This window comes from Enterobacter sp. JJBC (assembly GCF_036936505.1).
In the GTDB taxonomy this organism is placed as follows: domain Bacteria; phylum Pseudomonadota; class Gammaproteobacteria; order Enterobacterales; family Enterobacteriaceae; genus Enterobacter; species Enterobacter hormaechei_C.
The window spans coordinates 3,291,992-3,305,108 of the sequence record NZ_CP136935.1; the positions used below are offsets into that span (position 1 = coordinate 3,291,992).

A 13,117-nucleotide genomic window follows, 5' to 3' on the forward strand; every position below is an offset into this window, starting at 1 on the left:
GCACGCTATGGATACCTGGATCTATCTCTCTCAGGGGTTCGCGGTAGCGATGACCCCGGAAAACCTGGTGATCGCCCTGATCGGCTGTTTCGTCGGGACCATCGTCGGCCTGCTGCCGGGCCTTGGACCTATCAACGGCGTGGCGATTTTACTGCCGCTGGCCTTTGCGCTGCACCTGCCTGCGGAATCGGCGCTGATCCTGCTGGCGACGGTTTATATCGGCTGCGAATACGGGGGGCGTATTTCCTCGATTCTGCTTAACGTGCCCGGCGATGCCGCCGCCATTATGACCGCGCTGGATGGCTATCCAATGGCGCAGCAGGGACGCGGCGGCGTGGCGCTCTCTATTTCCGCCGTCAGCTCGTTCTTTGGCTCCCTGATCGCCATTGGCGGCATCATCCTCTTCGCCCCGGCGCTGGCCCAGTGGTCGCTGGCGTTTGGTCCGGCCGAGTATTTTGCCCTGATGGTGTTCGCCATCGCCTGTCTCGGCAGCATGATGGCGCAGAATCCGCTGAAGTCGTTTTTGTCTGCGTTGATTGGCCTCAGTCTGGCCACCGTCGGCGTGGATGCCAACACCGGGGTTTATCGTTTTACCTTCGACAGCGTTCATCTCTCCGACGGCGTGCAGTTTATCGTCGTGGTGATTGGTCTGTTCTCTGTCTCAGAAATCTTACTGATGCTGGAACATACCAGCAGCGGGCAGACGCTGGTGCGTAAAACCGGACGTATGCTCTTTAATGCCAAAGAGGGGGCGCAGTGTGTGGGTGCCACCCTGCGTTCGTCGGTGATCGGTTTCTTCGTCGGCATTCTGCCCGGCGCGGGGGCGACTATCGCCAGCGCCATCACCTACATGACCGAGAAAAAGCTGAGCGGTAACAGCGACAGCTTCGGCAAAGGCGATATCCGCGGCGTGGCGGCGCCGGAGGCGGCGAATAACGCCTCGGCCTGCGGCTCGTTTATCCCGATGCTGACCCTCGGCGTGCCGGGCTCCGGCACCACGGCGGTAATGATGGGCGCGCTGACGCTCTATAACATCACCCCGGGTCCGGCGATGTTTACCGAGCAGCCCGATATCGTCTGGGGTTTGATTGCCGCCCTGCTGATCGCCAACGTGATGCTGCTGGTAATGAACATCCCGCTGATCGGCCTGTTCACCCGCATGCTGACCATTCCCCTGTGGTTCCTGGTCCCGGCCATCGCCGCCGTCTCTGCGGTTGGGGTGTACGCGGTGCACAGCACCACCTTCGACCTGGTGTTGATGGTGCTGCTCGGCGTGCTGGGCTACATTCTGCGCAAGATGCACTTCCCGATGTCGCCGCTGATTTTAGGGTTTGTGCTGGGGGAAATGCTGGAGCAGAACCTGCGCCGCGCCCTCTCCATCAGCAACGGCAACATGGGGATCCTGTGGGAGAGCAGCGTAACGAAGATCCTGCTGGCAATGGCGATTATGGTGATTGTCGTGCCGCCGGCGCTGCGCTGGATCCGCCGACGCCAGCACAAACCGCAGCCGGATATCGGCTGATTAGCCCCTCAACAGGGCATTGACCCACTGCTTTAACGCCTGGCGGGAGATTTTAATCCCGCCATTTTTCAGTTCTGACGGCAGCGCCAGCCAGTGTACCGGCTGCTCAAAGCGCGCCAGCCTGCCCTGAACCCACTCCGGCAGCAGCGTGATATCCGTGCCCGGCTCGCATTCCACCACCGCCACCGGGCGTTGCCCGTACTCGGCATCATCCAGCGGAACGACAAACGCCTGGCTTACCTGCGGATGCGTGGCGATAACGCGCTCCAGCGCTTCCGGCTGGATCCCTTCTCCGCCGCTGAAAAAGAGATTGTCCATTCGGCCCAGAATGGTCAGGCGCCCGTCATGCCACTCGCCGCGATCCCGGGTGGCGAACCAGCCCTGCGCATTGACCAGCGGCAATAATGCGCCGTCTCGCCAGTAGCCCGCCGCCATGCTTTCCGCCCGGATCCAGACTTCACCGTTTACCACCTGAACGTCTCTGCCCGGCAGCGCGCTGCCCACGTCCGGCGCGCCGTCGGCCTCTTTGGCGCAGACGGTGGAGGCGAACTCGGTCAGACCGTAGCCGCAGAATGTACGGATCCCCTGCTCGCGCGCCTGTTCGGTCAGCGCAACGGGGATTTCCGCCCCGCCGAGCAGCACGGCTTTCAGCGCGACGGGATGGTGTGAATTAAGCAGTCGCCACAGCTGCGTTGGCACCAGCGAGGCGTGGGTACAGCCCTGTAGCGCCTGCTCAAGCGGCTGTTTTTCGCGCACGGTGAGACGGCCTCCGCCCTGTAACCAGCGCCACAAAATCCCCTGACCGGAGACGTGAAACAGCGGCAGAGAGAGCAGCCAGTCGTCGCTATCGCCGTAAGGCATCAGCGCCAGCACCCCTTTTGCGCTGGCAAGGTGGGCGGCACAGGTGTGCACCGCCGCTTTTGGCAAACCGGTGGAGCCGGAGGTGAGCGTCATTGAGGCCAGTCGTTCTGCCCGCCACGTCACGCCCCCCTGCCCCTCGCCCTCTCTTAATGCCAGCGCGGGCAGACCGTCATACTCACCGTTAAGCACCAGCGCAAAACGCAGGGTCATCTGCGGCAGGAGGACGTCCAGCAGCGGACGGGGAAGCTGAGGGTTCACCGGCAAAATGCGGGCGCCGCACTGAAGCAGCGCCAGCCAGGCCAGCAGGGTCTGCGGGTGGTTGTGGGCGAGCAGCATGACGCCGTCACCGTCAGCAACGCCCTGAGACTGAAAACCGGCTGCCAGGCGATCGATACGCTCGCCCAGCTGAGACCAACTGAGCGTTACATCGTCTAAACGCAGCGCGGGTTTATCGGCACGCCGGGTGCGCCAGTGCCGCCACGGCCAGTCGGTAAAACTCATCGCAATGGCTCCAGCGCCCCGACGTCGAGGCACGGCAAGGTGCTGTCAGGCCACTGGCGAATCAGCTGGGCCTGCATCAGGTTTAGCGTATCGAGACCGGGAACGGTGTCCGGCGTTAACCATGCAGCAATGCGCGCCAGCTGCGTCAGGCCGAGGCTGGATTCGATGGATGAACTGATCACCGCCGTCAGCCCTGCGGCATGGGCCGCCGCAACCTGCTCGCGCACCTTGTCGAGGCTGCCGGTCAGCGTTGGCTTAATCACCACGGCCCTGACGCCCGGCTCGGCGGCAAACGCGAAATCGGCTTCGCGCAGGCTCTCATCCCAGGCAATGGCGATGCCGGTTTCCCGGGCGAAGGCGCGAGAGTCGTCGCGCGTTTTGCACGGCTCTTCGAGAAACGCGATGCGGTTGCGGTACGTCGGGTTGACGTACTTCGCAAACTGCTGCGCCCTGAGCGGTGTCCAGGCGCGGTTGGCGTCCAGGCGCAGGTGCAGATCGGGAATGGCTTCCAGTAACAGATTAACCACCATCCCGTCGCGCACCGCTTCGTACAGGCCAACCTTTATTTTCGCCACCTTCTCGCCAGGCATCGCGGAAAGGAGCGCGAAAAGTTCATCCGGATCGCCGGTACAGAGCGGCGCGGCGCAATAGTTCGCCGCGTCCGGTAAACTGCCGTCCAGCTCTGCCAGCGCACAGCTGATGCCGAACGCGGCGGAAGGAACGTCCGGCAGCGCCGGATCTGCTCCCTCACGCCATTCGTACGTCCAGGCCATCAGCGCAGCCTGCGCCTCGTCGAGCGTTTCCAGGCTAAAACCCGGAAGCGGGGCGATTTCGCCCCACCCTTCCCGCTCGCCCTGCCGGAGATGCACGAAAAAGCCGTCACGGGTTTTTAACCGCCGTTCACGCAGCACCACGCCCGCGTCCATCGGTATCTGCCAGCGGTAAACCTGCGCGCGACGCATTACGGGTTCCGTTTGTATTTGCTGAAGTCTGGCTGGCGTTTTTCGTTGAACGCGTTGCGCCCTTCCTGACCCTCTTCGGTCATATAGAACAGCATGGTGGCGTTACCTGCCAGCTCCTGAAGGCCCGCCTGACCGTCACAGTCGGCGTTGAGGGCCGCTTTCAGGCAGCGCAGCGCCATTGGGCTGTTTTGCAGCATTTCGCGACACCAGCGCACGGTCTCTTTTTCCAGATCGGCGATCGGCACCACGGTGTTAACCAGCCCCATATCCAGCGCTTCCTGCGCATTGTACTGACGGCACAGGAACCAGATTTCGCGGGCTTTTTTCTGGCCGACAATGCGCGCCATATAGGACGCGCCCCAGCCGCCGTCGAAAGAGCCGACTTTCGGGCCAGTCTGACCGAAAATGGCATTTTCCGCCGCGATCGTCAGGTCACACATCATGTGCAGCACGTGACCGCCGCCGATGGAATACCCTGCCACCATCGCGACCACCGGTTTTGGACAGGTGCGGATCTGGCGCTGGAAATCCAGCACGTTCAGGTGGTGCGTGCCCGCATCATCCTGGTATCCGCCGTAGTCACCGCGGACTTTCTGATCGCCGCCGGAGCAGAAGGCTTTCTCCCCTTCCCCGGTGAGGATGATGACGCCGACAGTGTCGTCATAGCGGGCATCCGCCAGCGCCTGGATCATCTCTTTTACGGTCAACGGACGAAACGCGTTGCGCACCTGTGGACGGTTGATGGTGATTTTGGCGATACCATCGGCGGATTTGTGGTAACGAATGTCGGTGTAGCCTTCGGAGCAGTCCTGCCATTCAACCGGCGCGTAAAGCATGTGTTCATCAGGATAGATCATAGCGTGTCCTTTGTTCGATAACGCAGTATCTGAGCCAGACTCGCGGCAACAGCTTCCGGGTTGTCCCGGTGGGCGTTGTGTCCGGCGTGAGGGATAGCATGACGCGTGGCGTTAAGTTCAGCGGCGATAGCTGCAAACTTCCCGTCACGTTCGCCATAGAGATAGTCAAAAGAAAAATCACGCGCGGTGAGCGCGGGACGTAAATCAGGCTGAACGGCAAGCGAGGTGGCTTCCAGCATCTCTGCCAGCCTCGGGCCGTTGTTCCGGCTGCGCAGCGCGATCAGCGCCCTGCGCTGATCATCCGTAAGTGAGGCAAAGACCGGCTGTTGATACCAGTCGGCAAAGACGGCCTCCAGCGGCTCACTGCGTAAACGTGATGCCCAGCGGCGGTCAGAGGTCAGCCGCGCCTGGCGCGCATCGGGGTCTTGCAGGCCCGGGTGTCCACCTTCCACAATAACCCCGTCTAACCCCGCTGGATGCTGGCAGGCATGGAACATCGCAATGCGGCCGCCGAGGGAGTACCCCACGAGCCAGTATCTTAGTATGTTGTAACTAAAAAGGGTGTGCGTGAGCAAATCGCTCACCTCTGCAAACCCCGTCACGCCCGTATCCGCTGAACCACCGTGCCCGGGCAGGTCAATGTAGAGCCGGGGGTAGTCATGCAGCGACGCCCCGACAGCCTGCCACTCGCGACAGTCGCCGGAAAAACCGTGCAGGAAAACCAGCCAGGGGTAGCCTGGTTTTCCTGGCTGGGAGACGCCTGCGAGGATCACAGGTGACTCATCTGCGCAAGCAGATGTTGCAGCTTCTGCGCGCCGTCAGCATCGTTTACCACCAGCTCAATGAGCGTCGCGCCAGGCTGCCGCCAGGCGGTGCTCAGCGCCGTTTCCAGATCGTCCCAGCTTTCCGGGCGATGGTATTTAAGGCTGAACATGGCGGCGGCGTGTTCGAACTGCACGTTTTGCGGCATCAGATAGAAGCGCTCACGTTCGCTTTGCGGCGTCGGCAGCAACGAGAAAATCTGCCCGCCGTTATTGTTCACAACAATCAGCACGAACGGGGCCGACGCCTGACGCAGGAGCGCCAGCGCGTTGAGATCGTAGAGGGCTGAGAGATCCCCCACAATCGCCAGCGTGGATTTCGCGCTGGCCCTCTGTACGCCAGCGGCGGTGGAGATCAGGCCGTCAATGCCGCTCGCGCCCCGGTTGCTGTACACCGGATAACCCGCCGGCAGCTGCGAAAAGGCGTCAATCAGGCGCACCACCAGGCTGTTACCGACAAAAAGTTGTCCCTGCTCGGGAAGATATTTGCGGATATGGTGCGCCAGCCCGGCTTCACTGAACGCCTCGCACTGCGCTTTGGTGAGTTCCCACGCCTGACGTGACAGCGCCGGGATCTCCACCGCCCAGGGTTTGCGTTTTTCCGCCGGATGCAATTCCAGCCAGCTGTTAATATCGCTCACCAGGCGGCGGCCACGATGGTGCGCCGGGTCAAGGCGTCCTTCGAGCGGGTCCACCAGCCAGTACTCTTCAGGCGTACAGGTGGCCTGCCACTGGAGCAGACGCTTCCCCGTCAGGCTCGATCCCAGCTGGACGACAATCTGCGCCTGCGCCAGCTCGGTGACCGCTTTCGCGTTCCCCAGCCAGAGGTCGGCGCAGGGCAGCGGCTGGCCCGTCTGGGAAAGCACGTCACCAATCAGCGGCCAGCCAAGCGTTTGTGCCCACTCCGCCGCAAGCTTACCTTCCGCCGCACTCATCCGCCCGGCTATCACCACGCCGCGCTTCTGACGCCAGAAGAACCAGTCGCGCTGTTTAGCGCTTTCCAGATGCGTCTGCTCGCGCAGCCAGGTTTTTTCGCTCTCCCACCAGTCTCCCAGCTGCTGTTGCCAGACGAGGCCAGTATCGTTCATTTCACCGTACAGCGGCTCGGCAAACGGGCAGTTAATGTGTAGCCCGCCGCTGCGCAGTGCGTTCATGGCGTGGTCGAGGGTTGAGACCAGCCAGCTGGCGGGAATGTCCTGGGTGGGGCGCGGCAACGAGACCGTCTGTGAAGGATGCGAGGCAAAAATGCCAGGCTGACGAATCGCCTGGTTAGCGCCGCAGTCGATAAGTTCCGGGGGACGGTCGGCGGTGAGTAAAATCAGCTTTTCGCCGGTTAATCCCGCTTCTATCAGCGCCGGATAGAGGTTCGCCACCGCCGTGCCGGAGGTGACGATCACCGCCACGGGCGCTTTACTGACTTTCGCCAGCCCGAGCGCCAGATGGCCCAGACCACGCTCATCAAAATGGGTGTGGTGAATAAAAGCCCGGTTTTCCGCGGCAGCAAGGGTGAGCGGCGTGGAGCGAGAGCCCGGGGCAATACACACATGCCTGACACCATGACGGGTCAGGGCTTCAAGGATCACCGCCGCCCAGCGTCGGTTAAAAGAACTTACTGACATGAGATTGTCCAGTATCAAGAATGCGACACAGTATAAATAATAGAAAAAGTCAGAATTTTGATATGAATCGGGATTGCACGAATCAGTATTAATCCCTTAGGAGAAGGGAACGCAGCCCGGCGGCCTTGTTTTCGATCTCCTGCCACTCCTGCTCAGGATCGGAGCCGCTGACGATGCCCGCCCCCGCATAAAGACGCAGCGCAGCGTTGTGAACGCGGGCGGAGCGTAATGCCACACAGAATTCGCTCTGATCGCGCGATAAATAGCCCGCCGAACCGGCGTACCACTCCCGGTCAAACGGCTCTACTTTCGCAATAAATTCTCGGGCCGCCTGTCGCGGCAGCCCGGCCACCGCCGCCGTCGGTTGCAAAATATGCAGACACTGTTCGTCGTCAGGCTGTTTAAGTTCGGTCCAGATACAGCGGCGTAAATGCTGCACCTTGCGCAGACGCAGCACCTGCGCAGGCAGGATCTCCAGCGTCCGGGTATGGTGCTGAAGACGCTGGCAGATATCTTCCACCACCAGCATATTTTCCCGCTGATTTTTATCGTCGTTCATCAGCCAGTCGCCCAGACGCTGGGCCTGCTTATCGTCAGAATGGCTGGCGACGGTGCCTGCCAGCGCTTCAGTGCGCAGCAGCGTGCCGCGTCGCCGCCACAGGCGCTCGGGCGTCGAGCCGAGGAAGGCATTGCTGGCGTCAAAGACCATACAAAAATGATAGCAGTTGAGGTTTAGGGCGCGGCTGGCAGCCATCAGCGCGATGGCGTTCACGGGCTGCTGGCACTGAACGTCTGTAGCACGTGCGAGCACCACTTTCTTAAAATCACCGCGAGCAAGGGTATCCGTCGCCTGACGAATCAACGCCAGCCAGTCCGGTTTTTCCGGATGATGGGTTTCCTGCACAATCTGCACGGACAACGGGCGGATCGGCGCGGCGTCGCGCAGGTTATCGACAAAATTCAGCGCCTCACGGGCATCTTCCCGCAGCGACGTTTCGCTCCACAGTTGCAGACGCAGCGTGGCGACCCCGCCAGACCGTCGCCAGAGAAGGCGCGGTAAAAACAGCTTGCCCTGCGCCGGGTTGAAGGCGTTCAGGCCGCAGATACGGGTGTCATTGGCTACGTCATGGGCATGCAAAAACCGCGAGGCCGAAGCCAGAGAATCAAACTGGGCGAGGCTTCCGAGCGCGGCAAGTTCTTCATCGCCGCTGCGCTGTTGCCAGTAAAACTGAGGATAGCATCGCTGCACACCCAGCCAGGCCAGCGGATCGAAGGCGTCGTTTAACGGGAAAGAGACATCGAAATGGCGTAAACCGGGTATAGCAGGCAATGCTTGCGCAAGCTGAGTGCGCAGGCTTTGCAGCGCGAGGAAAATCGAGTGCACGCGAACCTCTCCCTGTTAAAGCCTTATATTATACGGGGTACTGACGATAAATAGCAGTACCCACGTGTAGGGAGTGGTTTACCGGCTTAACGACGGGCTAACAGCAGACCCAGCACCAGCCCTACGGCCGCACCGACCCCAATGCCCTGCCACGGTTTTTCATGCACATAATCGTCGGCACGATAAACCGCCTGTTTGGCGCGGTAGTAATAATTGTCGGAGGCGTTACTGACGCGGTTTTTCACGTCATGCAGCGCCTGCTCGGCGCGGGCTTTGAGCTCAATGTACTTCTGATCGGCAGGATCGCCTGAAGAGCGCAGCACTTCTTCCAGCGTTTCGCTTAGCAGCGTCAGGTCGTCGTCGACTCGGGTATCCCAGGATTGAAATGACATATTTTTCTCCATGTTAGTACACCAGTCCGGTAACTATAGACAACGTATTGCTATTGCGCCTGTTTCGCTTCGCGTGCCATGCCGATGTGTGGGATGCCGTCTTCGTCGTAAATGTCCGTGACCGGGGTAAAACCAAAATGGCCATAGAATGATTGCAAATGCGCCTGCGCGCCCAGGTATAACGCCTTGTCCGGCCACTGTTTCTGGCATGCGTCCAGCGTTTTTTCCATCAGCTGATAGCCCAGCTTTTCACCGCGCGCGCGGCCACTGATAATGACGCGCCCAATGACGACAGGGTCAAATTCCTCTTCGCTTTTCAGAATCCTCGCATACGCCACCAGCTCGTTATCGCGCCAGCCGAGGATGTGCCGGTTCTCGCCGACCAGGTCATCGCCGTCGATATCCTGATACGGGCAGGTTTGTTCAACCACGAAGACTTCACAGCGCAGTTTGAGCAGGGCGTAGAGTGACTGCACGGTCAGTTCGCTGTGGTGTAGATCTTGCCACTGGATCATGTGTTTCTCCTTCCTGGGGTTCATCACGTTATACTAAACCCCTTCCCATTCGGCAAAGGGCTGATTGCGTTATGGAACTGATTTTTCTGGGTACGTCCGCCGGGGTGCCAACCCGCTCACGAAACGTGACGGCGATTCTGCTGGATCTTAAGCATCCTACCCGCGGTGGGCTGTGGCTGTTTGACTGCGGCGAGGGTACGCAGCATCAGATGCTGCATACTTCATACCACCCGGGGAAAGTGGATAAAATATTTATCACCCATCTGCACGGCGACCATCTGTTTGGCCTGCCGGGCCTGCTGTGCAGCCGTTCGATGGCCGGTAACGCTAACCCGCTGACCATTTATGGCCCTGCGGGTATTCAGGAATTTGTTGAAACCACGCTGCGCCTGAGCGGCTCGTGGACCGATTATCCGCTGGAGGTGGTGGAGATCGGCGAAGGTCTGGTGTTCGACGACGGAGATTATCAGGTGCGCGCTTACCCGCTTAACCATCCGGTGGAATGTTACGGCTATCGCGTTGAGGAGCATGACAAGCCCGGGGCGCTGAACGCCGCCGCGTTGCAGGCCGATGGGGTGAAACCTGGCCCGCTGTTCCAGCGTCTGAAGCACGGCGAGACCGTCACGCTGGAAGACGGGCGCGTCATCAACGGTCAGGATTACCTCGCGCCGCCGCAGCCAGGCAAAAAACTGGCTATTTTTGGGGATACCGCCCCCTGCCCTTCGGCGCTCAGGCTTGCCGGGGGTGTGGATGTGATGGTGCATGAGGCGACGCTGGAAGCGGCGATGGAAGAAAAAGCCAACAGCCGGGGGCACAGCTCAACGCGTCAGGCGGCGCAGCTGGCGCGTGAGGCTGGCGTCCGGAAACTGATTGTTACTCACGTCAGCTCACGCTATGACGTCCGCGGCGCTGAAAGCCTGCTGGCAGAGTGTCGGGAAGTATTTCCGGCATGCGAGCTGGCGGAAGATTTTGCTCAGGTCAGCGTTTAGTCCTTCATTTTTCCCTCAGCGTGCCGATAACGATTAAAAGGCCAGCATTTCTCTTGAGGGTAGAATGGATAATTTCCAGAAAGATATTGATGACAGGGCGAACCTGACCCTGTCCAACCGTTTTGAACTGTTGCTGTTCCGTCTTGGCACCTCTCTGAACGAAAATAAATCCGAGCTGTTCGGCATCAACGTGTTCAAATTGCGCGAAATTGTGCCGATGCCGACCTTCACCAAACCGGCGGGAATGAAGTCTCCGCTGATGGGGATGGTGAACATTCGCGACCAGGTGATCCCGGTGATCGATCTGGCCGCCGTCGCCGGCTGCAAGCCAGCCACCGGGCTGAACATCCTGCTGATCACCGAATATGCCCGCAGCGTGCAGGCGTTTGCTGTGGAATCGGTGGAAAACATCATGCGTCTGGACTGGAAGCAGGTGCATGCTGCGGAAACTGCCGTCAGCGGTCGCTACATTACCAGCATTGCCTGCCTGGACGAGAAGACGGATACCAACGATCTGGCGATGGTGCTGGACGTGGAGCAGATCCTGTACGACATCACCCCGGCGAACCACGATCTGCACGCCACCCATCTGGAAACCACCAAATTCAACATCAAGCCTGGCTCTGTCGCGATTGTTGCAGAAGATTCGAAAGTGGCGCGCTCAATGCTGGAGAAGGGATTGCAGGCGATGGAGATCCCGGCCCAGCTGCATATCACCGGCAAAGACGCGTGGGAGAAAATCACTCAGTTGGCCGCGCAGGCTCAGGCTGAGGGCGTCCCCGTTACCGATAAGATTGCCCTGGTATTGACCGACCTCGAAATGCCGGAGATGGACGGCTTTACGCTGACGCGCAAAATCAAAACCGACCCGGTACTGAAAGATATTCCGGTGGTGATCCACTCGTCTCTTTCCGGCAACGCGAACGAAGATCATATTCGCAAAGTGAAGGCGGACGGCTATGTGGCGAAGTTTGAGCTAAATGAGCTATCGTCGGTGATTGAAGAGGTGCTGGACCGCTCGATGAAGAAGATTGAAGGGCCGCTTATAAGCAGGAAGCAGTTAGCTTAGTCGGGTGACGCTTCGCTTACCCGACCTACAAGACCCGTATGCCCTGCAAGCGTAGCGCCCTGGGCATGTTTTACTCTATGCGGGCTGGTGCCCTCACCCCGGCCCTCTCCCACGGGGAGAGGGAGAAAACAATAAAAAACCCGCCGAGGCGGGTTTTTTGTTTTTACATCAGCGGCATCGCTCGCTGCACGATATCAATCAGCGGCTGCGGATAGATACCGAAGATCAGCACCAGCAGCGCGGAGATTAGCACCACGATACCGCCGGCGCTGTACTGCCAGTTGGACGGCGCATCGCGGTTGAGCTGCTGAGGCGCGCTCAGGTACAGGCTCACGGCAACGCGCAGGTAGTAGTAGAGACCAATCGCGGAGCCGATAACGACACCCGCCGTCAGCCACCACAGACCCGCCTGCACACCGACGGCCAGCACGTAGAACTTACCGATAAAGCCCAGCGTCATTGGGATACCCGCCAGAGAGAGCATCATCACGGTCATTACCGCAGACAGAATCGGACGGTGCCAGAACAGTCCACGGTAGGAGAACAGGGAATCTGCATCCGGACCACGGTACGGACTGGACATCAGGCTCACCACGCCGAACGCGCCGAGGCTGCTGAACAGGTAACCGGCCAGATACACACCCACGGTTTCCATCGACATTTCACCGCTTTGCAGCGCAATCAGCGCCACCAGCAGGTAACCCAGATGGGAGATAGAGGAGTAGCCCAGCAGACGCTTGATGTTGGTCTGGCTCAGCGCCATCAGGTTACCGAAGATGATAGAAACGAACGCGATAATGCCCAGCACCACGCGAACCGCTTCGCTGTCACCCACCGGGGCGTACAGGAACAGACGCATAACCACGCCGAAGATAGCGATTTTACTCGCCGTCGCCAGGAAGGTAGAGACCGGTGCAGGCGCACCCTGGTAGACGTCTGGCGTCCACAGGTGGAACGGAACCAGAGAGAGTTTAAAGCCAAGGCCAACAATCATCATGCCCAGACCCGCCAGCAGCAGCGGCTCATGCATCATGCCGTCGCCGAGGCTCTTACCGATGGCCAGGAAGGAGAGGTTACCCGTCTGTGCATACAGCAGCGCGATACCGAACAGCAGGAACGACGACGCGGCAGCAGACAGAATGGTGTACTTGATAGCCGCTTCCAGAGAGCGCTTCTGACGGAAGGCGTAACCAATCAGGCCGAACAGCGGCAGTGAGATCAACTCAATACCAAGGAACAGCGCGGCCATGTGGTTCGCGTTCGCCAGCAGAATGCCGCCCAGTGCAGCAATCAGTACCAGCAGGTAAAACTCTTCTTTGTTGTCGTTGTACCCTTCGAGCCACGGGTACGCAAAGGTACAGGTTGCCAGGCTCGCCAGCAGCACCAGACCGGTGTAGAGCATGGCGTAGCCGTCAACGCGCATCAGCGGCGTGACGTCCATCGCTCCCGCCTGGCCAACAAACCAGAGGGAGACTAACGCAGCGTTCAGACCCAGAACGGACAGGGTCGCATTCAGGAAGTGATTGCGTCGCCACGCAATGGAGAGCATCACAACCACCACCGTCAATCCGACGATCAGCAGCGGTAGCAGCGCGATCAGTTGTTGTGGAGTTATTGTCATGGCG

General features: G+C 59.9%; 12 protein-coding genes. 3 read left to right on the plus strand and 9 right to left on the minus strand.

All coding sequences use genetic code 11. The annotated features are described in order from the left end of the window. Positions 1 to 7 precede the first annotated feature (7 nt). Positions 8 to 1,522 (plus strand): tripartite tricarboxylate transporter permease, encoded by a 1,515-nt coding sequence (locus RY075_RS15800; protein ID WP_338627830.1) that lies wholly within the window; start codon positions 8 to 10, stop codon positions 1,520 to 1,522. Here RY075_RS15800 and menE read toward each other — a convergent pair whose 3' ends face one another. The 8 genes from menE to RY075_RS15840 form a co-directional block, all read right to left on the minus strand. Next, complete coding sequence (gene menE, locus RY075_RS15805; protein WP_048210164.1) at positions 1,523 to 2,884, minus strand: o-succinylbenzoate--CoA ligase; 1,362 nt, start codon at positions 2,882 to 2,884, stop codon at positions 1,523 to 1,525. Continuing rightward, a complete protein-coding gene (gene menC, locus RY075_RS15810) occupies positions 2,881 to 3,846 on the minus strand; it encodes an o-succinylbenzoate synthase (protein WP_032659632.1) in 966 nt (321 codons plus the stop codon). The genes menE and menC overlap by 4 nt, the downstream gene beginning before the upstream one ends. Continuing rightward, a complete protein-coding gene (menB, locus tag RY075_RS15815; RefSeq protein WP_023314580.1) occupies positions 3,846 to 4,703 on the minus strand; it encodes a 1,4-dihydroxy-2-naphthoyl-CoA synthase in 858 nt (285 codons plus the stop codon). Before menB ends, menC begins: the two co-directional genes overlap by 1 nt. Continuing rightward, positions 4,700 to 5,476: a 2-succinyl-6-hydroxy-2,4-cyclohexadiene-1-carboxylate synthase gene (menH, locus tag RY075_RS15820; protein ID WP_232967285.1), complete on the minus strand. Its 777-nt coding sequence runs from the start codon at positions 5,474 to 5,476 to the stop codon at positions 4,700 to 4,702. Before menH ends, menB begins: the two co-directional genes overlap by 4 nt. Beyond that, entirely contained in the window at positions 5,473 to 7,143 is a 1,671-nt protein-coding gene (gene menD / locus RY075_RS15825) for a 2-succinyl-5-enolpyruvyl-6-hydroxy-3-cyclohexene-1-carboxylic-acid synthase (protein WP_338627831.1), read from the minus strand. Before menD ends, menH begins: the two co-directional genes overlap by 4 nt. Positions 7,144 to 7,231: 88 nt before the next feature. Then, positions 7,232 to 8,527, minus strand: a complete 1,296-nt coding sequence (gene menF / locus RY075_RS15830) for an isochorismate synthase MenF (RefSeq protein ID WP_338627832.1) — start codon at positions 8,525 to 8,527, stop codon at positions 7,232 to 7,234. 86 nt (positions 8,528 to 8,613) lie between these two features. Continuing rightward, entirely contained in the window at positions 8,614 to 8,919 is a 306-nt protein-coding gene (gene elaB, locus RY075_RS15835; protein ID WP_017693006.1) for a stress response protein ElaB, read from the minus strand. A gap of 50 nt (positions 8,920 to 8,969) precedes the next feature. Further along, positions 8,970 to 9,434, minus strand: a complete 465-nt coding sequence (locus RY075_RS15840) for a GNAT family N-acetyltransferase (RefSeq protein ID WP_023314583.1) — start codon at positions 9,432 to 9,434, stop codon at positions 8,970 to 8,972. A gap of 71 nt (positions 9,435 to 9,505) precedes the next feature. On the opposite strand from RY075_RS15840, the gene rbn reads away from it, so the two are divergent. Next, the gene (gene rbn, locus RY075_RS15845) at positions 9,506 to 10,423 is read left to right on the plus strand and encodes a ribonuclease BN (RefSeq protein WP_050871398.1); all 918 of its coding nucleotides are present in this window, start codon (positions 9,506 to 9,508) and stop codon (positions 10,421 to 10,423) included. Between the two features lie 64 nt (positions 10,424 to 10,487). After that, positions 10,488 to 11,492 carry a chemotaxis protein gene (locus RY075_RS15850; protein WP_003859465.1) on the plus strand — a complete coding sequence of 335 codons (1,005 nt, stop codon included), beginning with the start codon at positions 10,488 to 10,490 and terminating at the stop codon, positions 11,490 to 11,492. A gap of 163 nt (positions 11,493 to 11,655) precedes the next feature. Here the strand turns inward: RY075_RS15850 and nuoN are convergent, their stop codons facing one another. After that, positions 11,656 to 13,113, minus strand: coding sequence for an NADH-quinone oxidoreductase subunit NuoN (nuoN, locus tag RY075_RS15855; protein WP_003861500.1), 1,458 nt, complete (start codon positions 13,111 to 13,113; stop codon positions 11,656 to 11,658). Between the last annotated feature and the right edge of the window lie 4 nt (positions 13,114 to 13,117).